Annotated in this window: 22 protein-coding genes; 13 read left to right on the top strand and 9 right to left on the bottom strand. The window is 71.6% G+C overall.

Features of this window, described 5'->3' with window-relative positions; translation table 11 throughout:
• Window positions 1-8: 8 nt before the first annotated feature.
• Genes ABLE88_RS14635 through dnaQ form a run of 3 tightly spaced genes read left to right on the top strand, consistent with a single transcriptional unit; the run spans window position 9 to window position 2,204 of the window.
• A complete protein-coding gene (locus ABLE88_RS14635; RefSeq protein ID WP_348832421.1) occupies window positions 9-857 on the top strand; it encodes a shikimate dehydrogenase in 849 nt (282 codons plus the stop codon).
• A 6-nt stretch (window positions 858-863) separates the two neighbouring features.
• Window positions 864-1,460, top strand: coding sequence for a dephospho-CoA kinase (coaE, locus tag ABLE88_RS14640; RefSeq protein WP_348832422.1), 597 nt, complete (start codon window positions 864-866; stop codon window positions 1,458-1,460).
• A gap of 12 nt (window positions 1,461-1,472) precedes the next feature.
• The gene (dnaQ, locus tag ABLE88_RS14645; protein WP_348832423.1) at window positions 1,473-2,204 is read left to right on the top strand and encodes a DNA polymerase III subunit epsilon; all 732 of its coding nucleotides are present in this window, start codon (window positions 1,473-1,475) and stop codon (window positions 2,202-2,204) included.
• Window positions 2,205-2,394: 190 nt separating this feature from the next.
• Here dnaQ and ABLE88_RS14650 read toward each other — a convergent pair whose 3' ends face one another.
• Window positions 2,395-4,410, bottom strand: a complete 2,016-nt coding sequence (locus ABLE88_RS14650; RefSeq protein WP_348832424.1) for a thioredoxin domain-containing protein — start codon at window positions 4,408-4,410, stop codon at window positions 2,395-2,397.
• 147 nt (window positions 4,411-4,557) lie between these two features.
• Here ABLE88_RS14650 and mnmE point away from each other — a divergent pair, with 147 nt between their 5' ends.
• The 5 genes from mnmE (at window position 4,558) to ABLE88_RS14675 (ending at window position 10,730) form a co-directional block, all read left to right on the top strand.
• Entirely contained in the window at window positions 4,558-5,865 is a 1,308-nt protein-coding gene (gene mnmE / locus ABLE88_RS14655) for a tRNA uridine-5-carboxymethylaminomethyl(34) synthesis GTPase MnmE (RefSeq protein WP_348832425.1), read from the top strand.
• A gap of 340 nt (window positions 5,866-6,205) precedes the next feature.
• A complete protein-coding gene (gene mnmG, locus ABLE88_RS14660; protein ID WP_348832426.1) occupies window positions 6,206-8,089 on the top strand; it encodes a tRNA uridine-5-carboxymethylaminomethyl(34) synthesis enzyme MnmG in 1,884 nt (627 codons plus the stop codon).
• 113 nt (window positions 8,090-8,202) lie between these two features.
• On the top strand, window positions 8,203-8,913 hold the full coding sequence (gene rsmG, locus ABLE88_RS14665; RefSeq protein ID WP_348832427.1) for a 16S rRNA (guanine(527)-N(7))-methyltransferase RsmG: 711 nt from the start codon (window positions 8,203-8,205) through the stop codon (window positions 8,911-8,913).
• Entirely contained in the window at window positions 8,910-9,761 is an 852-nt protein-coding gene (locus ABLE88_RS14670) for a ParA family protein (RefSeq protein ID WP_348832428.1), read from the top strand. The genes rsmG and ABLE88_RS14670 overlap by 4 nt, the downstream gene beginning before the upstream one ends.
• 36 nt (window positions 9,762-9,797) lie before the next feature.
• Complete coding sequence (locus ABLE88_RS14675; protein WP_348832429.1) at window positions 9,798-10,730, top strand: ParB/RepB/Spo0J family partition protein; 933 nt, start codon at window positions 9,798-9,800, stop codon at window positions 10,728-10,730.
• A gap of 269 nt (window positions 10,731-10,999) precedes the next feature.
• Here the strand turns inward: ABLE88_RS14675 and ABLE88_RS14680 are convergent, their stop codons facing one another.
• The 3 genes from ABLE88_RS14680 to ABLE88_RS14690 all read right to left on the bottom strand — a co-directional run bounded on the left by ABLE88_RS14680 (window position 11,000) and on the right by ABLE88_RS14690 (window position 15,099).
• Window positions 11,000-13,657, bottom strand: coding sequence for a TIGR02302 family protein (locus ABLE88_RS14680; RefSeq protein WP_348832430.1), 2,658 nt, complete (start codon window positions 13,655-13,657; stop codon window positions 11,000-11,002).
• Window positions 13,658-13,766: 109 nt separating this feature from the next.
• Window positions 13,767-14,474, bottom strand: coding sequence for an RluA family pseudouridine synthase (locus ABLE88_RS14685; protein WP_348832569.1), 708 nt, complete (start codon window positions 14,472-14,474; stop codon window positions 13,767-13,769).
• 58 nt (window positions 14,475-14,532) lie between these two features.
• Window positions 14,533-15,099 carry an O-acetyl-ADP-ribose deacetylase gene (locus ABLE88_RS14690; protein WP_348832431.1) on the bottom strand — a complete coding sequence of 189 codons (567 nt, stop codon included), beginning with the start codon at window positions 15,097-15,099 and terminating at the stop codon, window positions 14,533-14,535.
• Window positions 15,100-15,236: 137 nt separating this feature from the next.
• On the opposite strand from ABLE88_RS14690, the gene ABLE88_RS14695 reads away from it, so the two are divergent.
• On the top strand, window positions 15,237-15,758 hold the full coding sequence (locus ABLE88_RS14695) for a hypothetical protein (protein WP_348832432.1): 522 nt from the start codon (window positions 15,237-15,239) through the stop codon (window positions 15,756-15,758).
• A gap of 8 nt (window positions 15,759-15,766) precedes the next feature.
• Here ABLE88_RS14695 and ABLE88_RS14700 read toward each other — a convergent pair whose 3' ends face one another.
• On the bottom strand, window positions 15,767-16,819 hold the full coding sequence (locus ABLE88_RS14700) for a patatin-like phospholipase family protein (protein WP_348832433.1): 1,053 nt from the start codon (window positions 16,817-16,819) through the stop codon (window positions 15,767-15,769).
• Window positions 16,820-16,850: 31 nt separating this feature from the next.
• Complete coding sequence (locus tag ABLE88_RS14705) at window positions 16,851-17,633, bottom strand: 3-hydroxybutyrate dehydrogenase (protein ID WP_348832434.1); 783 nt, start codon at window positions 17,631-17,633, stop codon at window positions 16,851-16,853.
• 189 nt (window positions 17,634-17,822) lie between these two features.
• Here ABLE88_RS14705 and ABLE88_RS14710 point away from each other — a divergent pair, with 189 nt between their 5' ends.
• Window positions 17,823-18,332 (top strand): Fur family transcriptional regulator, encoded by a 510-nt coding sequence (locus ABLE88_RS14710; protein ID WP_348832435.1) that lies wholly within the window; start codon window positions 17,823-17,825, stop codon window positions 18,330-18,332.
• 40 nt (window positions 18,333-18,372) lie between these two features.
• On the opposite strand, the gene ABLE88_RS14715 is transcribed toward ABLE88_RS14710, so the two are convergent.
• The gene (locus ABLE88_RS14715) at window positions 18,373-19,110 is read right to left on the bottom strand and encodes an SGNH/GDSL hydrolase family protein (protein WP_348832436.1); all 738 of its coding nucleotides are present in this window, start codon (window positions 19,108-19,110) and stop codon (window positions 18,373-18,375) included.
• A 369-nt stretch (window positions 19,111-19,479) separates the two neighbouring features.
• Between ABLE88_RS14715 and ispG the strand changes: the two genes are divergently transcribed.
• From ispG to ABLE88_RS14730, 3 genes are all read left to right on the top strand, one after another.
• Window positions 19,480-20,784, top strand: coding sequence for a flavodoxin-dependent (E)-4-hydroxy-3-methylbut-2-enyl-diphosphate synthase (gene ispG, locus ABLE88_RS14720; RefSeq protein WP_348832437.1), 1,305 nt, complete (start codon window positions 19,480-19,482; stop codon window positions 20,782-20,784).
• A 105-nt stretch (window positions 20,785-20,889) separates the two neighbouring features.
• Complete coding sequence (locus ABLE88_RS14725; RefSeq protein ID WP_348832438.1) at window positions 20,890-21,666, top strand: DUF2076 domain-containing protein; 777 nt, start codon at window positions 20,890-20,892, stop codon at window positions 21,664-21,666.
• Between the two features lie 222 nt (window positions 21,667-21,888).
• Window positions 21,889-22,254 carry a helix-turn-helix domain-containing protein gene (locus ABLE88_RS14730; RefSeq protein WP_348832439.1) on the top strand — a complete coding sequence of 122 codons (366 nt, stop codon included), beginning with the start codon at window positions 21,889-21,891 and terminating at the stop codon, window positions 22,252-22,254.
• Window positions 22,255-22,343: 89 nt separating this feature from the next.
• Here ABLE88_RS14730 and ABLE88_RS14735 read toward each other — a convergent pair whose 3' ends face one another.
• Together ABLE88_RS14735 and ABLE88_RS14740 are read right to left on the bottom strand one after the other, a co-directional pair.
• On the bottom strand, window positions 22,344-22,790 hold the full coding sequence (locus tag ABLE88_RS14735; protein WP_348832440.1) for a hypothetical protein: 447 nt from the start codon (window positions 22,788-22,790) through the stop codon (window positions 22,344-22,346).
• A gap of 199 nt (window positions 22,791-22,989) precedes the next feature.
• The gene (locus ABLE88_RS14740) at window positions 22,990-25,164 is read right to left on the bottom strand and encodes a CHASE2 domain-containing protein (RefSeq protein ID WP_348832441.1); all 2,175 of its coding nucleotides are present in this window, start codon (window positions 25,162-25,164) and stop codon (window positions 22,990-22,992) included.
• Window positions 25,165-25,217: the final 53 nt, after the last annotated feature.

Below are 25,217 nucleotides of genomic sequence, written 5' to 3' on the forward strand. Positions count from 1 at the left end.
GTCGGGCGATGACGACACGGGTCTGCATCACCGGCCAGCCGGTCAGCTATTCGCGCTCGCCGCTGCTGCACGGCTTCTGGCTGAAGGCCTACGGCATCGACGGCTTCTACGGCCGCGAGGAGGTGCCGCCCGACAGCGCCGCCGATTTCTACCGCTCGCTGGCGGCGCGCGGCTATGCCGGCTGCAACGTGACGGCGCCCAACAAGGAGATCGCCTTCTCGGTGCTCGACGAGGCGGATCCCTCCGCGGTCGCGCTCGGTGCCGCCAACACGCTGTGGCTGGAGGACGGCCGGCTCTGCGGCGCGAACACCGACGGGTACGGCTTCCTCGCCAATCTCGACGCCACCGTGCCGGGCTGGGAAGGCGAGCGGCGTCTTGCTCTGGTGCTCGGCGCGGGCGGGGCCTCGCGCGCGGTGGTGCGCGGCCTCGTGGAGCGCGGCTTCGACCGCGTGCTCCTCGTCAACCGCACACTGGCGCGGGCGGAAGAGGTGGCCAAACCGTTTCCTGCCAAGGTCCATCCCAAGGGCTGGGAGGCCGTGCCAGCCGCGCTTGCCGAAGCCGACATCCTGGTGAACACCACCAGCCTCGGCATGAAGGGCGCCGAGCCGATGGCGATCGACCTCGCGCCGCTGCGCGCGGAGGCGGTGGTGAGCGACGTGGTCTATGTGCCGCTCATCACCCCGCTGCTGAAGCGCGCCGTGGCGCGCGACCTGCGCATCGTGGACGGGCTCGGCATGCTGCTGCACCAGGGGGTGCCGGGCTTCGAGCGCTGGTTCGGGGTCAGGCCGACGGTGACGGAGGAGCTGCGCGCCTTCATCATCGAAGACCTCGCCGCCAAGGGCCAGCTGGAGGCTTGACGCGCCGTGTGGATCCTCGGTCTCACCGGCTCCATCGGCATGGGCAAGTCCGCCACCGCCAAGATGTTCCGCGCGCTCGGCGTGCCGGTGCATGATGCCGACGCCGCCGTGCACAAGCTTTATGCGGGCGCGGCGGTGGCGCCGGTGGAGGCCGCGTTTCCCGGCGTCGCCAAGGACGGCGTCATCGACCGTCCCGCGCTGTCCGCGCGGGTGCTCGAGGACCGTGAGGCCATGAAGCGGCTCGAGGCCATCGTCCATCCGCTGGTGCGGGCGGAGGAGACTAAATTCCTCGATGCCGCCCGACGGGCCGGAGCGCGGCTCGCGGTGCTCGACATCCCGCTTTTGTTCGAGACCGGGGCGATGGGCCGCGTCGACGCGGTGGCGGTCGTGAGCGCGCCATTAGCTGTGCAGCGCGCCCGGGTTCTGGACCGGCCAGGGATGACGCCGGCTCGTTTCGAGGCCATCCTCGCCAAGCAGATGCCCGACGCCGAGAAGCGCCGCCGCGCCCATTTCGTCATCGACACGGGCCGCGGCTTCGAGGCGGCGCGCAATCAGGTGGCGGGCGTGATGCGGGCGCTGGCGGGTCCGGGCCCGCGGGAGTGAGGGACGTCCAGGATGCGTGAGATCGTGCTCGACACGGAAACCACCGGCCTCGAGGCCCATGGTGGCGACCGGGTGGTGGAAATCGGCTGCGTCGAGATGGTGAACCGCATCCTCACCGGCAACGTCTTCCACGTCTACATCAATCCCGAGCGGCCAATGCCCGCGGAAGCCTTCGCCGTCCACGGACTCTCCACGGAATTTCTATCCGACAAGAGGAAGTTCATCGAGGTTGCGGATGAATTCATCGAGTTCATCCAGGACGATACGCTGGTCATCCACAATGCGGCGTTCGACATCGGCTTTCTCAACGCGGAGCTGGAGCGCGCCGGCCGTCCGGTGATCGCCCGTGACCGGGTGGTGGACACCCTTGCGCTCGCCCGCCGCAAGCATCCCGGCGGCGGCAATCGCCTCGACGATCTGATGAACCGCTACGGGATCGATTCCTCGCGCCGGGTGAAACACGGCGCGCTGCTGGACGCCGAGCTCCTGGCCGAGGTCTATGGCGAGCTGCTCGGGGGGCGCCAGGCGAGCCTCATCGGGCTGGTGGAGGAGGTGGCGGAGGCGCCACGCCTCCTGGTGGCCACCGCGTCCGCCGCCCGCATCCGTCCCGTCCCCCTGCCCTCCCGCCTCGGCGCGGCGGAAGCCGAGGCCCACGCCGCCTTTGTGGCCGGGCTCGGCGACAAAGCCATCTGGCTGAGCTATGCGGGCGCCGATCCGGTGGCGCGCGACAAGGCCGCCGGCTGAAGATCAAACCATCATCAGAAGTTGTCTACAACCGGGTTGCAATCAAGAAAATCGATCGCGTGGGAACGCCCAGGACGGCCGATCGCCCCTCCGTCCGAGGCGAAGGTCATCCCAGACCGGTCGCCTGCCGACGACTCTCTGACGCGATCTGAGAGGGGGTGCGATCCGCGCCGCGCCCCCGAGGCCCCTCTCAGGCGGAAAATTCGGCGAGGGTCGCCGCGAGCTGGTCCGGCGCCGTGACCGGCAGCGAACAGCGCGCGCCGACGCACACGAAGGCCGCGCCTTCAGCCGGCGCGGCGCTCACGCGGGCGGCCGCGAGGCTGCCCGGCGGCAGATCCTGCGCCGCCGCAGCGCGCACCAGCACCCGGTTGAGGAACTCGGACCGGAGCGCGGCGCCAGCGAACGCCTCGCGTTTCTCCCCCACCACGACGATCTCCGCGAGGCGCAGGCGGGTGTCGATGGCGTTGAGCAGCGCGGCGTGGGAGAGCACGTTGCCCGCCGCCTCGCCGGACAGGCCGGCGATGACGCGGTCCGCCCGCGCGCGCAGATGCTCGTCCCCCACCAGGGTGGCAAGGCGCACCAAAGCGTCCGCCGCCACCGCATTGTAGTTCGGGCTCGCCTCGTCGTGGCTGGCGCGCGGGCGCAGGATCAGATCTTCGGCATCGTCCGCGGTGAGGAAATAGGCTCCCGAGCCGGCGTCCAGATGATGGCGTTCCAGCACGGTGAGCCAGGTGACCGCGCGGTCCAGGGGCTCGCCCTTGCCGGTCGCCTCATGCAGGGCGATGCCGGCGCGCGCCATGGCGGCGAGGTCGGAGGCGAGGCCGGGAAAGACCGCCTTGCCGTCGCACCAGGAATGGCCGATGCGATCGCCGCGTGAGAGATGCGCCACCACGGCCTCGAAGGCGCGCTCCGCCAATGCCACCCATGAGGGCTCGCCGAGATACGCGCCGGCGCGGGCGAGCGCGGCGATCATGAGTCCGTTCCAGTCGGCGAGCACCTTGTCGTCGCGGCCGGGGCGAACGCGCGCGGCGCGCGCGTCCAGGAGCTTGTCGAGCATGGGGGCGAGACGCGCCTCGTCCTCTGCGCTGACGTCGCCCGCATTGGTGCGGTTGAGGATGTTGCCGCTCTCCCAGTTGCCGGCGGGCGTCACGTCGTAGAGGCGGCAGAAGAAGGCGGCGTCGTCCGCCCCGAGAAGCGCCTCGATTTCCTTGAAGCCCCAGACGTAGAACTTGCCCTCGTGGCCCTCGCTGTCGGCATCGAGGCTGGCGGCGAACGCGCCGCTTTCGGTCCGCATCTCCCGCTCGAGCCAGCCGACCGTGCGCCGCGCGCGGTCGAGGAACAGAGCGTCGCCCGTGTCCTTATGGGCCAGCGCCAGCAGCTCCAGTAGCTGGGCGTTGTCGTAGAGCATCTTCTCGAAGTGGGGCACGAACCAGATCTCGTCCACGGAATAGCGGGCGAAGCCGCCGCCCGCATGGTCGTAGATGCCGCCCTCGCTCATGCGGTTCAGCGTGAAGGCGACGAGCGCGCGCATCTGCGCATTGCCGGTGCGCGCGCCGGCGCGCCACATCATCTCCAGCAGGCTGGAATTGGGGAATTTCGGCGCGCCCCTGAGGCCGCCGTTCGCGCGGTCGAACACCTCGATCAGCTGGGTGGCGGCCTTGTCCAACTCGGCGAGGCCGATGGCGACGCCATCCTTCGGCTGCGCCGCCTTGTGGAGGCGGGAGACGATGGCCTCGGTGTTGGTGCGGATCTTTTGCGGATCGTCGCGATAGACCTCGGCGATCTGCTGCAGCACGTCGGAAAAGCCGGGCCGCCCATAGCGCGCGGTGGGCGGGAAATAGGTGCCGCCCCAGAATGGATTGCCGTCGGCGTTGAGGAACATGGTGAGCGGCCAGCCGCCGTGCTCGCCCAATTGATGGAGCGCGGACATGTAGATCTGATCCACTTCCGGGCGCTCCTCCCGGTCCACCTTGATGTTCACGAACAGCGCGTTCATGACGCCCGCGATCTGCGGGTCTTCGAAGCTCTCGTGCGCCATCACATGGCACCAGTGGCAGGCGGCATAGCCCACCGAGAGCAGGACCGGCTTGCCGGTGCGCCTGGCCTCTTCGAACGGCTCCGGCCCCCAGGCCCACCAATGGACCGGATTGTCCTTGTGCTGGAGCAGATAGGGACTGGTCTCGGCGGCAAGGCGATTCTCGCTCATGGCAATGTCCTCGGGGCAATGGGAGGGAAGGCAAACGCGGGCGATGGGGAAAAAGGTCGGCGCGGCCGAGGCCCGTGCTTGAGATATAAGGGCGCGCGGGCGCGGCGCAACGCGCCGCGGCGTGCAAGAAAGGCAGGCGGGACGCGCATGACGACGTTCGAGGACACCATCTTCGCTGTGTCCAGCGGCCGGCCGCCGAGCGGGGTGGCGGTGGTGCGCATCAGCGGCCCCGCGGCCGCCGCGACCGCGCGGGCCGTCTGTGGCGATCTGCCGGCGCCGCGCCTCGCGTGCTACCGGGCGATGCGGGATCCGGCGAGCGGCGAGGTGCTGGACCGCGGCCTGGTGCTCTATTTCCCCGGCCCCGCCAGCGCCACCGGCGAGGATACGGTGGAGCTGCACCTGCATGGCGGGCGGGCGGTGGTGGCGGCGGTGCTGCGGGCGCTCGGCACGCTGCCCGGCCTGCGGACGGCGGAGGCGGGGGAATTCACGCGCCGGGCGCTGGCCAATGGCAAGCTGGATCTCGCCGAGGTCGAGGGCCTCGCGGATCTGGTGGCGGCGGAGACCGAGGCGCAACGGCGCCAGGCCCTGGCGCTGGCATCGGGGGCGCTCTCGCGCCGCATCGGCTCGTGGCGCGCGGCCCTGGTGCGGGCCTTGGCGCTGGTGGAGGCCTCGATCGACTTCTCCGACGAAGGCGACGTGCCGGACGATCTCGTCGCCGAGGCGCTCGGCGCCATCGCTCCGCTCTTGGGCGAGATCGCTGCCGCCGTGCGGGATGGGGCGCGGGGGGAGCGGGTGCGCGAGGGGCTCACCGTCGCCATCGTCGGGCCGCCCAATGCCGGCAAGTCCACCTTGCTGAACCGTCTCGCCGGCCGCGAGGCGGCCATCGTCTCGCCTTTGCCCGGCACCACGCGTGACGTTCTGGAGGTGCATCTGGAGCTGGCCGGACAGGCGGTGGTTCTGCTCGACACGGCGGGCTTGCGCGAGAGCGACGACCTGGTGGAGCAGGAGGGCGTGCGCCGGGCCCGCGCCCGGGCCGAGGCGGCGGACCTGGTGCTCTGGCTTTCGGATGGCGGCGAGGAACCGCCGGAGGCGCTGGCCCGGGCGATCCGCGTGCGTACCAAGACGGACCTGTCAAAGGCCACCGTCCCGGCCGGCTGGATCGGGCTTTCGGCGCAGACGGGCGAGGGGGTGGAGGCCCTGCTGGCGTGCCTGGAAGCGGATGCCGAGCGCCTTGGCGGCGGAGAGCCGGCGCTGGTTTCGCGCGCGCGCCAGCGGCGCGCGCTGTCCGAGGCCCTGGGCCATCTTGAGCGGGCGCACGGCGCATTTGCCGGCCGCGAGGAACTGCGCGCCGAAGAGCTGCGTCTGGCTGCCCGGGCGCTCGACCGGGTCATCGGCCGGATCGACGTGGAGGACATTCTCGACGCCCTGTTCCGGACCTTCTGCATCGGCAAGTGAGGGAACCGAGCGGCGCGGACGTTTCACGTGAAACACCTCGGTTTGCCGCGTCCTACCCGTCGCCTTGCGCTGGCGGCCAGGAAAGCGCGCGGTCTCGAAAGAGGGAAATGGTGGGCCGCGGCCCGATACGAAGCTGTACGGAAAGGTTCGGTGTTTCACGTGAAACACCACCTCGGGCTCCTTGCGGGCCTCGACCCTTCGCCGCCCCGGCGACCCACTTCCATGGCGGCGGCGGCATCCTTCTGGCCATCAGGTGCGGCGCCGCCTTGACGGCGCCCGAAACTCGACGTTTCTGCATCGCTCATGCCCGCGCCAATCGCGCGCCTGGAAGTCTTTGCTCATGCCGTTTCAGGTCCCCAGCCCCCGCCTCGCCTTTGACGTCGTCGTCGTGGGCGGCGGCCATGCCGGATGCGAGGCTGCCGCCGCCGCCGCGCGGGCCGGCGCGCGCACGGCGCTCGTCACCCAGTCCCGTGCCACCATCGGCGCCATGTCCTGCAACCCCGCCATAGGCGGGCTCGGCAAGGGCCATCTGGTGCGCGAGATCGATGCCCTCGATGGCCTCATGGGCCGGGTGGCGGACCAAGGCGGCATCCAGTTCCGCATGCTCAACCGCCGCAAGGGCCCGGCCGTGCGTGGACCGCGCGCCCAGGCGGACCGCAAGCTCTATGCCCGCGCCATGCGCGCGGCGCTCGATGCGCAGGCGGGGCTCGCCATCGTCGAGGGCGAGGCGGTGGACCTCGAGGTGAAGGACGCGCGCCTCGCCGCTTTGGTGCTGGCGGACGGCCGGCGCCTGGCCTGCGGCGCGGTGGTGCTCACCACCGGCACCTTCCTCAACGGCCTGATCCATCTGGGCGAGGTCAGCTTTCCTGCGGGCCGCATGGGCGAAAAGCCGAGCCTCGGGCTTTCCCCGGCGCTGGCGCGACTCGGGCTGGCGCTCGGCCGCCTGAAGACCGGGACGCCGCCGCGCCTCGACGGGCGCACCATCGACTGGGCGTCGCTGGAGATGCAGCAGGGCGACGAGACGCCGGAGCCCTTCTCGGCGCTCACCACGCACCTGCCGAACCCGCAGGTCGCCTGCGGCATCACCCGAACCACCGAGGCGACGCACGCGGTGGTCCGCGCCAACCTCTCGCGCTCGGCCATGTATTCGGGGCGCATCGAGAGCACCGGCCCGCGCTACTGCCCCTCCATTGAGGACAAGATCGTGCGCTTCGGCGAGCGCGACGGGCACCAGATCTTTCTGGAGCCGGAGGGTCTCGACGACCCCACGGTCTATCCCAACGGCATCTCCACGTCGCTGCCGGAGGATGTCCAGCGGGCGCTCATCGCCACCATCCCCGGCCTCGGGAAGGTGGAGATGGTGCGGCCGGGCTACGCGATCGAATACGACCATGTGGACCCGCGCGAGCTGAAGCCGACGCTGGAGGCCAAGCGCGTCGAGGGCCTGTTCCTCGCCGGCCAGATCAACGGCACCACCGGCTATGAGGAGGCCGCGGCGCAGGGGCTGCTGGCCGGGCTCAACGCGGCCCGGCGCGCGGGCGGGATCGAGGGCATGGTCTTCGACCGGGCCTCGGCCTATCTCGGCGTGATGGTGGACGACCTCGTCACCCGCGGCGTGAGCGAACCCTACCGCATGTTCACCTCGCGTGCCGAATACCGGCTCACCCTGCGCGCCGACAATGCCGACCAGCGTCTCACCGCACACGGGCGCGCGCTCGGCCTCGTGGGCGCCGCGCGCTGGGCGCACTATTCCGGACGCATCGAGAAGCTGGAGGCGGCGCGGGCGCGCGCCCGTGGCCTCAGCCTGACGCCCACCGAAGGCGCCCGGCACGGCCTTACGGTGAACCAGGACGGCCAGCGCCGCTCGGCGTTCGACCTGCTGGCTTATCCCGACATCGACATGGCGCGGCTCGCCGCCATCTGGCCGGAGCTCGCCGCGCTGCCGGCGGACATCGCCGCGCAGGTGGAGATCGATGCGAAATATGCGGTCTATCTGGAGCGCCAGGCGGCCGACATTGCCGTGCTGCGCCGGGACGAGGCGCTGGCGCTGCCGCAGGACCTGTCCTACGCCGACATGCCCGGCCTCTCCAACGAGCTGAAGCAGCGGCTCGCGCGCGCGCGCCCCGGGACCGTTGGCCAGGCGGGCCGCATGGAGGGCATGACGCCTGCGGCGCTGGCGCTCATCGCCACCCACGCGCGCAAGCGGGGCGCCCCCGCGCCATAGGGGCTTGTGGATCATGGGGATGGAGCGCGGATCCACGGAAGCGGGGACACGGCGCGCGTGGGCCGCGCTGCGTTCCGATGAAGGCGGGCCATGCCGGCGAAGGAAACGATGATATGACGGCCGGGGACAAAAGCAGGGCCGAGGTCGCCGCGCTGGTTTCACGTGAAACATTCGCGCGCCTTGAGACCATCGCCGCTTTGCTCGCCAAATGGCAGAAGACCCTCAATTTGGTCTCGCCCGCCACCCTGCCGGACCTGTGGCGGCGCCACGTCGCCGACAGTTTACAGTTTGTTGACCATGTTCCGAAAAATGCCCTGCGCTGGGTGGATCTGGGCTCTGGCGGCGGCTTTCCCGGCCTCGTGGTGGCGGCCGTGCTCGCCGAGCGGAAGGGGGCCAGGGTGGTGCTCATCGAATCGGACACCCGCAAGGCCGCCTTCCTGCGCGAGGCCGCGCGCCATGCCGGCCTGCCGGTGGAGGTCCATGCGCGGCGCATCGAAGAGGTCGCCCTCACGCTCGCGCCCGGCACCGACGTCGTTTCCGCGCGCGCCCTCGCGCCCTTGCCGAAGCTGCTGGATCTTGCCGCGCCGTTCCTCGCCGAGGGCGCGCTCGGGGTGTTCGCGAAGGGGCGCGACGCCGAACGCGAATTGACCGAGGCGCGCAAAGGCTGGACACTCGACGTCGACCTCGCGCCGAGCCTCAGCGATGCCGAAGGGCGGATCCTGGTGGTGCGGTCGGCGAGACCCATGGCGGCCGACGAAGCCGCCAGCCCGGACATTGATCGTCAGGCACGCGCCAGCGAACGGGCGCCGAGGAACAGGCCATGACCGAGACCATCATCTCCCCGCTCTCCGACCGGGGCGCCGGCGCGCCGGCGCGCGTGCTCGCACTCGCGAACCAGAAGGGCGGGGTGGGCAAGACCACCACAGCAATCAACCTCGGAACCGCTTTGGCGGCCATCGGCGAGAGAGTCCTGGTGGTGGACCTCGATCCCCAGGGCAATGCCTCGACCGGCCTCGGCATCGATCGCCGCTCCCGCAACCTGTCCACCTACGACGTGCTGGTGGGCGAGGCGACCCTGCGCGAGACCGTCATGGAGACCGGCGTGCCCTCGCTGCACGTGGCGCCGGCCACGCTCGATTTGTCCGGCGTGGAGCTGGAGATCGCCACCGCGCGCGACCGCGCCTACCGCCTGCGCGCCGCGCTGCAGGTGCTCGCCGCCGACACGTCGGGGCCGGCCTATTCCTATGTGCTGATCGACTGCCCGCCCTCGCTCTCCCTGCTGACGGTCAACGCCATGGCGGCCGCCGACGCCATTCTGGTGCCGCTGCAGTGCGAATTCTTCGCGCTGGAGGGCCTGTCCCAGCTGCTCAAGACGGTGGAGCAGGTGCGCACCGGGCTCAACCCAGAGCTGACCATCCATGGCATCGTGCTCACCATGTACGATGCCCGCAACAACCTCTCCGACCAGGTGGTGGCGGACGTGCGCCAGTTCATGGGCGACAAGGTCTACGAGACCATCATTCCGCGCAATGTGCGCGTCTCCGAGGCGCCGTCTTATGGCAAGCCGGTGCTGCTCTACGACCTCAAATGCGTCGGCTCGCAGGCCTATCTGCGCCTCGCCTCCGAGGTGATCCAGCGCGAACGCGCCGCGCGCGCGCAAGCCGCCGCCTGAGGCGATCCGAAAAGACCATGACTAGGAATTTAATCCATGGCGGATGAGACTCGCTCCCGGCTCGGCCGGGGCCTTGCGGCCCTGATCGGGGATGCGAACGACGCGCCGCCGGCGCGGCCCGGGGCGCCGTCCCGCGGGACGCCGGGCGGCCCGCGGCGCGTGCCCATCGAGCAGGTGCGGGCCAATCCGCGCAATCCGCGCCGCGCGTTCATGGAGGAGGGGCTGGAGGAGCTGACCGCCTCGATCCGCGAGAAGGGCATCATCCAGCCCATCGTCGTGCGTCCGCTCACGACGCCGAACAGTTTCGAGATCGTCGCCGGCGAGCGGCGCTGGCGCGCCGCCCAGCGGGCGGCGCTGCACGAGGTGCCGGTGGTGGTGCTCGACCTCACCGACCGCGAGGCGCTGGAGATCGCCATCATCGAGAACGTCCAGCGCGCCGACCTCAACCCGGTGGAGGAGGCGATGGGCTATGGCGCGCTGATGGAGGAGTTCCGCTACTCGCAGAACGACCTCGCCAAGGTGATCGGCAAGAGCCGCAGCCACATCGCCAACACGCTGCGGCTCCTGAAGCTGCCCGAGAGCGTGAAGGCCATGCTCGCCGACGGGCGGCTCAGCGCCGGCCATGCGCGCGCGCTGCTCGGCGTGGCCGACCCCGAGCGCGTCGCCCGCGAGGTGGTGGAGAAGGGCCTCAACGTGCGCGACGTGGAGGCGCTCGGCAAGGTGCGCGCCGAAGTGGAGGGCCGGCTTGCCGGCAAGACGGGCGCCCCGGCCGCTGCGTCGGCCGGCGCCTCGGGCAGGACCGCGCCGGAGACGAAGGGGGCGGACGTGCGGGCGCTGGAGAAGCGCCTCTCCGATGCGCTCGGCCTCAAGGTCGCCATCGAGGGCCGGGGCGAGGCGGGCGAGCTGCGCATCGGCTATGCCAGCCTCGATCAGCTGGACGACCTCTGCCGCCGGCTGGGCCTGGACTGAGGGACGGCTTGGCCGGCGCCGTCCGCCGCCGGCGCCGGCCTCGCTCCCCCTTGACGGTCCGCCGCCTCGATAACCGGGCTTGACCCGGGCATCCCTTCGCTGCGGCGTCCCCGATCGACCGGCCGGCATCGGAGCGGGGGGCGTGGGCCCTCCGGTCTGATCGCAGGGTCGATGGGTTTCGGGAGGGTGGCGGCCGGAAGAGGATTTTCCCGCCGGCCATTTTCCCGCCGGTCGGTGGCGCCCGCGTCCGGAGACGGCCCCGCGCCGCCTCAAAGCCCCTTCAGCAGGCGCTCCAGATAGTCGAGCTCGATCTGCGGCCGCAACGGCTGCTCCAGGCGCCGGCGCAGCTCCTCCAGCACCCGGCGGGCGCGCTGGGCGTCCACCTCGTCGGGCACCTTCACGGTGAAGTCGTCGCCATAGTCCTGGCTGCGCAGCGGCCGGCCCAGCGGATCGACGCGCTGCGCCGCGTCCTCGCCGGGCCCGCCCGGGCCCGGACCGCGGTCGTTGCCCTGCTGGGCCTGGGCCATCGACTGGGCGCCCTGCCGCAGCGCCTGGAGCGCGCGGCCTTCGGCATCGAGCGCGCCCTGCCCGTCGCCGCGGCCGAGCGCCTCCTCGGCCTCCCGCATGGCCTGCTCGGCGCGGCCGAGCTGGTCGCCGGCGCGGGCCATGTCGTCCTGGCCTTCGCCGCCGCCGCTTTGTCCCTGCTGGCCCTGTCCCTGTTGCCCTTGTCCCTGCTGGCCCTGGCCTTGCTGCCCCGGCTGGCCGGGCTGCATGCGGCGCAATTGGTCGAGCATGCGGCCAAGCCGCCGGCGCAGGTCCTGCTGTCCCTGCTGCAGCTGGTCGAAGCCGTCCGGATCACCCTGCCCCTGCTGCCCGCGTTGTCCCTGCTGGCCTTGCTGGCCCTGGCGGAAGGTGCGGTCGCGCAGGCGCTGCTGCTCCTGGATCATGGCGCCGAGTTCGCTCTGCTGCTGCCCCTGCTGGCCGCGGCCGGCCTGCCGATTGCCCGGGCGCATGTTCTCCATCATGGCCTGGAGCTCGTCCAGCAGCTGGCGCGCCGCCTCCTTGTTGCCGGAACGGGCCAGGTCCTCGATGCGATCCAGCATCTTCTGCAGGTCCTGGGGGCGCATGATGCGCGTGTTCTGGTCCAGCGGGCGGTCGTTGGCGCCGCGATCGCGCATCGCCTGCTCGGCGAGCTGGCGCATCATGCGCTCCATGGCGGCGCGCAGGTCCTGCGTCAGCTTGCGGATCTCCTCGTCGCTGGCGCCGCGCTCCAGCGCCGCGCGCAGCGCCTCCTGCGCCGCCTTGAGCGCGCGCTCGGCATCGGTGAGGGTGCCGTCCTCGATGCGCACCGCCATGTCCCACAGATAGTCCACCAAGGCGCGCAGGTCCGCATCGTTGCGGGCGCCGCGCGCCATGGCGAGCGCGGTGCGCAGGCCGAGATACTCGCTCATGTCCGGCTTGAACTTCTGCGGCTCGTCGGTCAGGGCGGCCAGGACGTTCACCAGGCGGCGCCGGTTGGAGGCATCGAGCGCCAGGCGGCGGCGCTCGTCCACCAGCGCGCGGGCGAGCGGCTTCGTGAACGCCCGCGCCGGCAGGCGGACCGTCTTGGTCTCGCTCACGCCCTCGTTGCCGGCCTCGTCCTTGGCCTTGAGGGTGATGGAAACCATGGCGCCGGCCCAGGGATGGGCCACCAGGTCCTTGGTGGTCTGGGCGGCGCCGCCGCGTCCGCCGGACGGCAAGGTGAGCTTGACCTCGGGGGCCGGCACCAGCGGCTTCGGCGCCACCTTTGGCGCGGCCGTGCCGGGGCGCGGGAAGAAGGGCGGCTCGGGGGCGGCGGGCGTCAGCACCGCGTCCGCCTCCTTGATCCCGTAATCGTCCTCCACGCGGTAGGCGAGCACGAGGGCGTTGCGCAGGCCCGCCTGCGGGTCCTTGGCGAAGGCGATCGAGGGAACGAGGTCCGGCACCACCTTGAAATGCCACATCAGCCGGCGCTGGTCCGGGCCGAGGAAGGAGACGTCGGCATTCTCGCGGATCACGAAGCGACGCTCGCCCCGCGCCGGCCGCGGATCGGCCGCCGCCTTGGCGTCACCTGACCCGCCCCCGTCCCCCGCGCGGGCCGCCTCGCCCGGCTTCTCTTCGGCGATGCCGCCGTCGAGCTTGAGCGCCTCGGTGTCGATGCCGGCGGCGCGCACCACCAGCACGCTGCCGGTCGGCACCTGGAGCGCCAAGGCGTTGAGCGAGGTCGGGTCCTCCGAGCGCAGGCCCGGCAGCACCATGGGGGCCCGACCGGTATAGCCGGGCGGGTCGACCCAGGCGTCCAGGCGATAGGGGGTCGCCGGTGCGATGCCATGCCAGTCGAAGGCGGCGCCGATGCGGCCGGCGCGGTCGCCGGCGGCGAAGAAGAAGGCGGCGACGAGCGCCAGCAGCGCCAAAGCGCGGATGGCGCGCGGGTCCTTCGCCGGAACGTCCGGCTTCGGCACGCCGGCGTCGAGCCTGCGCACGGCGCCCATGGCGCGCGCGAGGTGGGCGCGCCACAAAGCGGCGCCCACCGCGTCATCGGGCTTGGTGGCGAGCGCGTCCGAGATGGCGGTGGCCGGGCGGTGGGTGAGCGTGCTCGTCCGGTCGAGGCGGGCGATGGCGTCCCTGCGGCCTGGCCAAGTAAAGCTCAGAAGCGGCCGGGCGGCGGCCAAGAGCAGAAGCGCGAACAGGACCACGCCGGCGATCCGGCCATAGACCGGCAGCGCCAGCCACAGCCCGGCCCAGGAGGCGGCGAGAAACGCCGCCGCCACCACGCCGAGGCGCACCAGGATCGGCCACAGGCGCTCCCAGGCGATGACCAGGCGCGCGCGCTGGACCGCTCTGGTGAGCAGGCCTTCCGGGCTCTCGGCGCGGCGGCGCGCATGCTTGTGCTCGCGAGGCGTGGTCACGCGTCCTCCATCACGGTGCGCCGGCGTTGCGGGACAGCCGGACGACGACCTTAACACGTAGCAAGGAGCGGGCCAGTCGGAGCCGCCGGACGGCGCGTTCACATGTGGGTCAGGCGGAATGGGGTGCGTCGCGCCCCTGTGCCCACCGGTCGGCCGCCGCGCCGATCTCCTCCGGCACGAGGCCGAGCACGCGGAGGCTGGCGCAGATATGCGGCGGCAAAGGGGCGGTTGCCGCAACGGCCGGCCCGTTGCGCGCCAGCGGCACGGCGATGCGCCGCGAATGCAGATGCAGCACCGGCCCGCCGGGCAGGCGCGAGGCACCGCCATAGATCGCGTCGCCGAGGATCGGGCAGCCCAGATGGGCGAGGTGCGCCCGCAGCTGGTGGGTGCGTCCGGTCAAGGGCGAGAGCGTGACGACGCTCAGATGTTCGCCCCGGTGCAGCACGCAAAAATCGGTGATTGCCTCCTGCGCGCCTGCCGTTCCCTTGGGCACCGCCTGCATCCACCAGCCGCGATGGGGCGAGCGCTTAGCCAGCGGCTGGTCGATGCGGCCCTGGTCCGCGGCCGGCGCGCCCTGGGTCACGGCGAGGTAGGTCTTGTCCACCGCCCCGGCGGCGAACAGCTTGCCCAGCTGCGCCAGCGCCTTGGGATGGCGGCCGAGCACCAGGCAGCCGGAGGTGTCCTTGTCGAGCCGGTGGGCGAGCTCGGGCGCGCGCGGCAGGCCGAAGCGCAGGGCGTCCAGATGGTCGGCCAGGGTCGCGCCGCCCTTCGGTCCCTTGTGCACGGGAAGGCCGGCGGGCTTGTCGATGATCAGCATCAGGCCGTCGCGGTGGAGGACGGGAAGCAGGGACGCGTCCGCCACGGCCCGCGCGGGCTCAGGGGGCGGGCTCGAGGCCTTGGGCGAGGAGGGCGGCATGGTGCAGGTCCGCGGAGCCTTGCGAGAAGCAGCAGAAGACGACGCGCTTCACGGCGGCGTTTGCGCGAACATGGTCGAGCACGGTCTTGGCCGCAAGCGGGGCCGCCCGCTGCGCCGGAAAGCCGTAGATGCCGGTGGAGATGGCCGGGAAGGCGAGGGAGGCGATGCCGGCTTCCTCCGCCAGCGCAAGGCTCGCCGCATAGCAGCGCGCCAGCAGCGCGTCCTCGCCTCGCGCGCCGCCCGCCCAGACCGGGCCGACCGTGTGGATCACGTACCGCGCCTTCAGCCGGAAGCCGGGGGTGAGGCGCGCCTGCCCGGTGGGGCAGCCGCCCAGGGTGCGGCAAAAGGCGAGGAGCTCGGGCCCCGCCGCCCGGTGGATCGCCCCGTCCACCCCGCCGCCGCCGAGCAGCGAGGAATTGGCGGCATTGACGAGGGCATCAAGGCCAAGCGCGGTGATGTCGCCCACCGCGACCTCGATGCGCGCCGCGCCGGCGCGGAAGGCGGCGCGCGTTCCGGTCTCGCTCATGCTTGGTCCTTGTTCTGCGTCGCCTGGTCCGGCCGCGCCGTGCGTCTTACGGGCGACGCAATCGGATGAAATAGCCTTCGCCATCAAGGTGGTGCCTGCGCTCCACCGGTCAAGCCACGCAGCCGAGGAACGACAAGATGGCCCATCCGCGCAAGACCGAGCAGCGCGTGCTCACCGCCGACGAGCTCGGCTTCGTCGAGCAGACCCGCCAGCCCGCCATCGCCATGCTGGACGACGCCGATCTTCACGCGCTGGTGCGCCATCTGCGGGACCGGCGCGAGCGCGCGCTCACGATCGCCAACAACCAGCGCCGCGCCATGCGCGGCAAAGGCGGGCGGGGGGCGGCGGCCTATGACAGGGCGGATGGCGGCAACCGCCAGAAGGCCTCCGTGCTCAACGACGCGCTCACCCGCGCCGTGCGCGAGGTGAAGCGGCGGGAGGCCGAGGCCTCCCGCGCGGAACTGGTGGCGAACGCCCATCGCGCCCTGGAATTGAAGCGTGATGCCAAGCGCGCCACGCGCCCGGCCAATCTTCCCCGCGCCAATGAGGGCATGCGCGCCAAGGCGCGCACCCGCGTCGATGCCATCGGCGCCGCCGGCGAGGCGGGGCGGGTGACCAAGTTCGTGGCGGTGGCCCAGGCGAAGAAGGATTCGCGCTGAGCGCGCCCTCAGTCGGCGAATTCGAGCGTCAGATCGAGGGTCGAGCGGCGGCCGATATCGTCGAAGTGCGCCTCAAGGAACGTCTCCGCCGCCTGCCGGCCGAGGTCGCGCAAATGCTGGAGGAAGGTCCATTCCGCGTTCATCTTCGAGGTGGCGTCGAGCTTCGTCAGCTGGTCCGCGCCGCCGATGCGGTGCAGGCGCACCCTGCGGAAGCTCGAGGCACCCAGCGTCAGGCGGCTCATGAAGCCCTGGTCGATGAGCTTCGCGGCCTGGTCGATGAAGCGCAGCTGCGCCAGCAGCGAGGCGTTGAAGGTGATCTCGTTGATGCGGTTCTGGATCTCCGCGGCGGTGCGCGGCGTGGTCTCGCGCACCACCGGGTTGATCTGCACCAGGATGATGTCGTCCGCCTCCGCGGTCTCGTAGAGCGGCACCAGCGGCGGGTTTCCCATATAGCCGCCGTCCCAGTAGGGCACGCCGTCGATTTCCACCGCCTGGAACAGGAACGGCAGGCAGGCCGAGGCCATCACCGCGTCCGCGCTCATCTCCTGGTGGCCGAAGATGCGGGCGCGGCCGGTGTGCACGTTGGTGGCGGAGATGAACACCGCGACCGATGATTTCCGCAGCGCCTCGAAATCCACGTGCGCCTCGATGATCTCGCGCAGCGGATTGATGTTCAGCGGGTTGAGGTCGTACGGCGAGAAGAAGCGCGAGGCCACCTCGAAGGCGAGATAGGCCGGGTTGCGCGCCAGCGACCAGTTGCCCAGCAGCCGGTCGAACGCGGTGCGCTGCAGCGGCGACATACGCCCGTCGCGCGAGACGTCGCGCCAGAACTGGGCGAGCGCGCGGCGCGCCTCGGCGGTCTCGTCCCCGGGCTCGCCCTTGGCGAGACCCGAGGCGAGGACGACCGCATTCATCGCCCCCGCGCTGGTGCCGGAGATGCCGGAGACGAGCAGGCCCTCCTCCTGGAGCAGCCGGTCGAGCACGCCCCAGGTGAAAGCGCCATGGGCACCCCCGCCCTGGAGCGCGAGGGAGATGCGCTTGGTGCCGGCGGCGCGGGTCATGCGCGGGCCAGCCCGCGGTGCCTGCCGCGACCTATTCCGCCACCCAGCCGCCGTCGATCTGCTGCATCGAGCCGGTGATGGAGCGGGCGTTGTCGGAGGCGAGGAACACCGCCAGCGCCGCGACCTCCTCCACCGTCACGAACTCCTTGGTGGGCTGGGCGGCGAGCAGCACGTTCTTCTTGACCTCTTCCTCGGTCATGCCGCGCGCCTTGGCGGTGTCCGGGATCTGCTTCTCCACCAAAGGCGTCCACACGTAGCCGGGGCAGATGGCGTTCACGGTGATGCCGAAGGTCGCGGTTTCCAGCGCCGCGGTCTTGGTGAGGCCGGCGATGCCGTGCTTGGCCGAGACGTAGGCCGACTTGAAGGGCGAGGCGACGAGCGCGTGGGCCGAGGCCGTGTTGATGATGCGGCCCCACTTCCTGGCCTTCATGCCGGGAATCGCCGCGCGCATGGCGAAGAACGCCGCCGACAGGTTGATGGCGATGATCATGTTCCAGGTGTCGATCGGGAATTCCTCGATCGGCGCCACGTGCTGGATGCCGGCATTGTTCACGAGAATGTCGCAGGCGCCGAGCTCGGTCTCGGCGAGCTTCACCATGCCCTCGATCTCGTCGGGCTTCAGCATGTTCGCCGGCGAATAGAGCGCCTTCACGCCGAAGTCGCTCTCGATCGCCGCGCGCTCCTTCTCGATCGCGGCGGCGTCACCGAGGCCGTTGATGACGATGTTCGCGCCTTCCTTGGCGAACGCCCGCGCATAAGCGAGCCCGATCCCGCTGGTGGACCCCGTGACGACGGCGACCTTTCCCTTCAGCATGGCTTTTCCCTCAGAATGGCGCGGCGCGATCCGGCCGGGCGGCGGCTGATGCATTTACCGGAGCGGTGTGACGCTGCTGTCACGCGGCGCAATCCCGTCCGCGGCGCCGAGGATGCTCATGCCAGCGCGCCGAGCGCAAGGCAGGGATTTGCCCTTTGGCCCCGCACCGGGCTCTCTTATATTCCCTCCATGTCCGCGAGCGCCTCGCCGGGTCCGCCCGAAGCACACGACCATGACCACGACCAGTGCGTTGCCGGCGCGGTGGCGCGGATGGAAGCGTGCTGCGCCGAGAAGGGGCTGCGCCTCACGCCCTTGCGGCGCCATGTCATGCGCATCCTGGCGCAGAGCCACGTGCCGCTCGGCGCCTACGAGATCGTCGACCGCCTCGCCCGGGACGGAGAGAACGTGCCGCCCATGTCGGTCTACCGGGTGCTCGACTTCCTGGTGGCGGAGCGCCTCGCCCACCGCATCGAGAGCCGCAACGCCTTTCTGGCCTGCGCCCATGCCCACGAGGCGGACGAGGTGGTGGTGTTCCTCATCTGCGAGCGGTGCGGGCTGACGAAGGAGGTGTCCTCCCATGCGGTGGGCCGCGACCTCGCCTGGGCGGCCCGCGCGTCCGGCTTCACGCCGCGCCAGCGGGTGCTGGAGATCGCCGGCCTGTGCGTCCGGTGCCGCGAGGCGGACGCCGCGCCCCAGTGATCCGGCGCGCCGCCTCGTGTTCCGCGGTGTCCGAGCAGCCCTAGGTGCACGTCACCTGGACCAGGCGGCTGCGCCACAGCTCGATGCCCGCGGGCGTCGGGTGCAGGCCGTCGCGGGTGGGCACCCGCGCCGGCGCCGGCACCAGCCGCGCCCCGGTTTCCGCAGCGATCGTCCGGATGGCCGCGTTGGCGCCGGCGATGAAGTCGAGATCGAGGAGCTTCACGAACATCGGCACGCCCATGTCGGGCGGATTGATCTCCACCAGCACCAGCTGGCGGCCGGCATAGAGCGCGACCAGCTTTCGGTAGTCGGCAACCCAGCCCTCCAGATCCCGGTGGCCCGGCCAGGCGTCGTTCGCGCCGATGGCGATCACCACCGTCCGCGCCGCCGTCAGCCGCGCGGCGTAGGCCGCGGCGTCGGCCACGAGGTCGGCCACCCGGTCCCCGGGCACGGCGGCGTTGAAGACCGGCGCGCCACACAGCTCGCCGGGCCCCGCCTGGCGGGAGATGCTGTCGCCCACCAGGAGCATCGGGGCGGTGGAGACGTAGGAGCCGAGCTTTGCTTGCAGCCGCAGCCGCTCGCGCGGAGGGATGTGGCTCGCTGCCATCGCCGCTGCGCCGGCGGCGATGGCGACCGTCAGCAGCGGGCGCCAGGGCAGGCGCCCCGCGATGCGCCGGAGGTCACGGCGGTCGAGGCTGCCCAGCAGCTTCCGGAGGCGGGCGGGCTGGAGGCCGGATGATGCCGGCGCGTCGCGTTCGACCGATGACGGCTGGTGCATATACAATATCTCCACCTCGTGTGCACGCTCCAATTGCTTTTACGACTGGAAAAGCGCACAAGTCACAAGTTGTGATTTTCCCATCTCCAGCTTTTGGTGTGCCGTTGCACTGGCTAGGGAGAGTACGGTTTCAAGCTGCTGCGTCAGAAATAGGATGAAGTGGAGACGAATTTTTTCCAACCCGTGTCCGAATGTTTCCCGGTGCGGCGCACGATGCCACGGTATTGTCAAGTTTCTGCCGAAATTCACCCTGTCCATGCGGCGGGCGCGCGCCGCGGGGCAGTTGACGCCCGCCTGGAGCGGGCCTACCTCGAAGGCGCCGGCCCGCCGCGAAGGCGGGCCGGGCTCAAGGACCGGCCCGAGGCACCCATGACCGACAGCGCCCCCGTGGTTCCGAATGAGCTGCTCGAGGCCGGCCCCGCCGCGCGCCGCGCGACCGTGGGCGTGGCCGTCGACAAGGTGATGGTGGGCGGTGGCGCCCCGGTGGTGGTCCAGTCCATGACCAACACCGACACAGCGGACATCGCCGGCACGGTGCGCCAGGTGGCGGCGCTCGCCCGCGCGGGCTCCGAGCTGGTGCGCATCACGGTCGACCGCGACGAGGCGGCGGCCGCGGTGCCCCACATCAAGGAGAAGCTGCTCAAGATGGGCGTCGACGTGCCCGTCGTCGGCGACTTCCATTATATCGGCCACAAGCTCCTGGCCGACCATCCGGCGTGCGCCGAGGCGCTGGGCAAATACCGCATCAATCCCGGCAATGTGGGCTTCGGCGACAAGAAGGACCGGCAGTTCGCCGCCATCGTCGAGACCGCGATCCGCCACGACAAGCCGGTGCGCATCGGCGCCAATTGGGGCTCGCTCGACCAGGAGCTGCTCACCACGCTGATGGACGAGAACGCCCGCCTGCCGAGGCCCGCCGAGGCGCGCGCGGTGACCCGCGAGGCGCTCGTGCGCTCGGCATTGCTCTCGGCGGCGCTCGCCGAGGAGATCGGCCTCGGGCGCGACCGCATCATCCTCTCCGCCAAGGTCTCGGCGGTGCAGGATCTGATCGCCGTCTATTCCGAGCTGTCGCGCCGCTCCGACTACGCGCTCCATCTCGGCCTCACCGAGGCGGGCATGGGCTCGAAGGGGGTGGTGGCCTCCACCGCCGCCATGGGCGTGGTGCTCCAGGCCGGCATCGGCGACACCATCCGCGTCTCGCTCACGCCGGAGCCCAACGGCGACCGCACGCTGGAGGTCCAGGTGGCGCAGGAGATCCTGCAGACCATGGGCCTGCGCACCTTCGTGCCGCTGGTGGCGGCCTGCCCGGGCTGCGGGCGCACCACCTCCACCGTGTTCCAGGAGCTGGCGCAGAGCGTGCAGACCATGATCCGCGAGCGCATGCCGGTGTGGAAGCAGAGCTATCCCGGCGTCGAGACGCTGAACGTGGCGGTGATGGGCTGCATCGTGAACGGGCCGGGGGAGAGCAAGCACGCCGACATCGGCATCTCGCTTCCCGGCACCGGCGAGACCCCGTCCGCTCCGGTCTTCATCGACGGCAAGAAGGCGGTGACCCTGCGCGGCCCCAACATCCAGAGCGAGTTCCGCCAGCTGGTGGAGGACTATGTGGCCCGGCGCTTCGGCATGTCCGGCGCAACAGCCGAGGCCAAGGCCGGAGCGGACGCTGCGGAATAGAGCGCGCCCTCCCTTACGTAACGTTACCAAAAATTCATCTGGCCGCCCTTCCTGCGCCTCGGCGGCATCCTCATATGGGTTGCGTCAACCTGACCGGAGACGGAAATGACCCCCGAGGAACGTGCCCTGATCGACGGCCTGTTCGACCGCATGCGCGGCGTCGAGAACCAGCCGCGGGACGCGGACGCGGAGGCGCTGATCGCGCGCCGCCTCGCCGAGGCACCCCATGCCACCTATGCCCTCGCCCAGACCGTGCTGGTGCAGGAGCACGCGCTGCAGCAGGCCTATGCCCGCGTACAGGAGCTGGAGGCCCAGGCCCGGGCGGCGCAGGAGCAGGCGGATTATCAGCGCGTACCGCAATCGAGCGGCGGCTTCCTGGGCGGCCTGTTCGGCGGCAGCCGTTCGTCGGTGCCCTCGGCGGGAGGGCGCGCCGCCCCCGGCCAGCCCTATGGCCAGCCGCCGATGGGCGTGCCGCCGGGCTACGCCCAGCAAAGCGGGCTTCCGCCGGCCGCGCCGGCCGGCCCGTGGGGCCAGCAGGCTGCTCCCCAGCGCGGCGGCTTCGGCGGCGGCGGCTTTCTGCAGGGCGCGCTCGCGACCGCGGCGGGCGTTGCCGGCGGCGCGCTGCTCTATGACGGCATCAAGGGCATGCTCGCGGGCGGCTCCGGCCCGGTGGCCCAGGCGGCGGCGGCGGAAATGCCCAAGGCCGATGCCGGCTCCGGCGGCACCGATCTCGGCGCCGACGCAGAGCAGGCGCTGGGCGGCAATCAGGGCGCCGAAGACAATTTCTGGAACCCCGACCAGGGCCAGGACCATGCCCAGGACGCCGGCCTCGACGAGAGCGGCGGCGACTGGGGCGGCGACGACGACGGCTCGTGGGCCTGATGGTTCCTAGGGCCTGATGGATCTCGGGCCTGATCGGGCGGGACGGTTGCCCGCCGGACCGGCGCGTCCGAGCCGGCCGGGGCGGCTTTCCGACGACCCCGGGCCGGCGCCCCGTCCGGCGGCGCCTCCGGCTTTGTGGTTGGCGCGCGAATCGGCTTCCCTCCCGCAAGCGAGGCCTTGGAGCCGGATCCGGCTCCGGGCCCGGCAGGGAGGGAGGCGCCCATGACGCCGTTCGGCCGCCGCGTGCGCGACCTGCGCGCACAAAAGGGGGTGACGCTGACGCAGATGGCCCACGCCCTCGGCGTGAGCCCCACCTATCTCTCGGCGCTGGAAAACGGTCGGCGCGGCCGGCCCACCTGGGCGCTGGTGCAGCGGGTCATCGCCTATTTCAACGTGATCTGGGACGAGGCCGAGGATCTGGCGCGTCTCGCCGAGGTCTCCCACCCCAAGGTGACGGTGGACACGGCGGGCCTTTCGCCCCAGGCCACCGAACTCGCCAACCTGATCTCCCGCGAGATCGCGCATTTGCCGCCCGAGGCGGTGGCGGAGCTGCTCGGCCGCCTCAAGATTCTGCGCCGGCGCGGCTGAGGCGCCGGCCGGCCGGAGTGGCTCCGGCCGGATGGGCTCTCGCCGCGGGAGGGACCGCTCCGCTTGTCATGCGGCGGAGCGGTCCGCGCTCACGGCTTCAGGCAGACGGCCACCACCTGCTTGACCGGGTGGAAGCACTCCACTTCCAGCTTGCCCTCCTGGGCGGAAACCGCGCCGAGGTGCTGGAGGCCGCGCTGCTCGTTCACGCAATAGCCGCCGAGGAAGCTCTCGCCACTCTCGCAGCTGGCGCGGCAGCCGGCCGCCGGGCAGGCGGCGGCGCGCAGAGTGATGCCCGCGGCGCCCGGCGCGCCGGCGGCGCCCTGCGGGCCGACCGGACCCGCAGGACCGGCAGGACCGGCGGGGCCCGTGGGCCCGGTGGGACCAGCAGGCCCCGCAGGACCGGTGGGTCCGGCCGCGCCCGCCGCGCCGCCTGGTCCCGCAGGACCGGCGGGCCCGGCCGGCCCCTGTGCTCCCTCGAAACAGGCGGAAACACTCAGGGCCAAGGCGAGCGCCAGGGCGATCTTCAGTCCTCGCATGACATGCCTCCCAGTAATCCCGAACCCATGGTGAGGCCGCTCGGGATCCGAGACAAGCGGTAACGCTGCGGTGGTCATTAGCCGCGGAAACTACCCTCGTCGTTTCCGAGACATTTTATTTTCCTAAGGCAACTATTTACGCCGGACCCGCCCAGGCGGGGTGCTGGGCGCGTTCCGCGTGCCAGAGGGCGCCGCGCCGTCAGGCCGTTCCCGCCACCGGCGCCGCCACCGCGCGCTCCAGACAGAGGCCGTAGAAGCGCGCAAGACGTTCCGGCGCCTCCGCCATCAGGCCTTCGGCGAGCTGGCGGGCGCTCGCGCGGTCTCCGGCGCCCAGCGCGCCGATCAATGCGCGGTGACGGCGGGCGATGGCCTCGAAGCCCGGCGAGGCGGCGAAGGCGGCATCACCCGCCACCAGGTAAAGCTGGCTCGCTTTGGTCTTGCCCTTCAGCGTCAGCACGTCCGCCTCGAGGAAGGCAAGGCCGCGGGCCGCCTCGCGCGTCGCCTGCGCGACCAGAATGTCGGTGCGCATGGCCTTGGTGGCGCCCTCGATGCGCGAGGCGAGATTCACGTCGTCGCCGAGGCAGGAATATTCCAGCCGCTGGTCGGAGCCGAGATTGCCGACGCAGCACGGGCCGGTGGCGAGCCCGATGCCGCAGCGCACCGGATGATGGGGCCGGCCCTCGCGCTCCGCCTGCGCGCGCCAGCTTGCATTGAGCGCCTCGAGCCGGGCGCTCATGGCGAGGGCGCAGAGGGTGGCGTTGCGGGCGTGGTCCGGATCGTCCAGCGGCGCGTTCCAGAACGCCATGATGGCGTCGCCGATATATTTGTCGATGGTGCCCCCATGGGCCAAAACCACCTCGGTCATGGGGGTGAGATAAGCGTGCATGAAGCGGGTGAGCGCCTGCGCGTCCATGGTTTCCGAGAGCGTGGTGAAATCGCGCAGGTCGCAGAACAGGATCGTGATCTGGCGCGTCTCGCCGCCGAGCACGAGGCGCGCGGGATCGGCGGCGAGCTTCGACACCACATCGGGCGAGACGAAGCGGCCGAACACCGCGCGCACCCACCTTTTCTGGCGCTGCTCCTCGCGATAGAGCGCGAACACGCCGACCAGATAGACCGCGAGCGCGGTCGCCCCCGGCGCCAGGGGATCGATCAGAAGATCAAGCCGCGTGAAAGCCAGGAAGGAGGCCGCGCCGAGCGCGAGCAGCACAGCGAGGCTGCCGAGGCCGGCCACCAGTGGCGGCACGCGCGGCAGCGCCAGCGCCAGCAGCAGGCCGAGGCCCGCCGCCAGCAGCAGTTCGGCGCCGCGCGACCAGTCCGGCCGCACCAAATTGGCGCCCGCGACCAGATGCTCGATCAGCTGAGCCTGGATCTCCACGCCCGCCACCGCCGCGTCGAGCGGCGTCGCCCGCGTGTCCTGCAAGCCCGCCGCGCTGGTGCCGACGAGGATGATGCGGCCCTCCAGCGCCGCGCGGTCCGCCGAGCCGTCGAGCACCGCGTGCGCGGGGATGAAGCGGCGCGGGTCCGAGGGCGAGAAGCGCACCCGCACCTCGCCCTGGGCGTCGGTGCGCGCCTCCACGGCGCCGATCTTCACCGCGACGATGCCGGTGGAGGTGCCGAAGGCCTGCTCGCCGGAGGCGTTCGACGACAGCACCACGTAGGTGGAGGCCCCCTGCGCCACGCGCAGCGCCTCGGCCGAAAGGCTCGGCACCACCTGCGTGCCGAGCCCCAGCAGCAGCGGCACGCGCCGCACCACCTGGTCGCGGTCGGGCAGCCAGTTCAGCGCGCCGATGCCGGCGGCGGCCTCGGCGAGCGCCGGCAGCGGCGCCACCACGGCGGCAAAGCGGGGCAGGAAGGCGAGCGGGTCGTCGCCCGCCGCCGCGATCCCCCATTTGGCGGGCAGCGCGGTCTGCGGCCCGCGGCCGGTCAGCACCGCGCCGAGCACCGAGGGCAGGGTGCGCAGGGCGCGGGCGAACAAAACGTCGCCCGTCTCCTGGCCGGCGAGGGCGGAGGTCACGGCCGCGCGCACGCCTTCCGGCAGCTGGGCCGCCACCGCCGCGGGGTCGAGCCGGTCGGGCTCGGAGAAGGTGATGTCGAACGCCACGGCCGCCGCGCCCTGCTCGGCCAGGCGCTCCACCAGCCTCACGAGCTTGGCCCGCGGCCAGGGCCACTGGCCCTCGCGGGCGAGGGAGGCGTCGTCGATGTCCACCACCCTCACCGGCGCCTCCGGGTCGTAGGGCCGGGGCGCGGCGCGCTGGTAGAGGTCGAACAGGCCGTTGCGCAGGTCCGCGAGCGGGGCGGGGTCGGCGAGGATGAGACCGAGCCCGGCGGCGAGCGCCGCGCCCGTGGAGAGCCAATAGAGCCGTGAGGTCATATGGTCTGCCGGTCCGCCCTCTGCCTGCCCGCGCCGGAACCATAAGGCGCGCC

Origin of the sequence: Xanthobacter luteus (genome assembly GCF_040049235.1) — a bacterium.
Classification (GTDB): Bacteria; Pseudomonadota; Alphaproteobacteria; order Rhizobiales; family Xanthobacteraceae; genus Xanthobacter.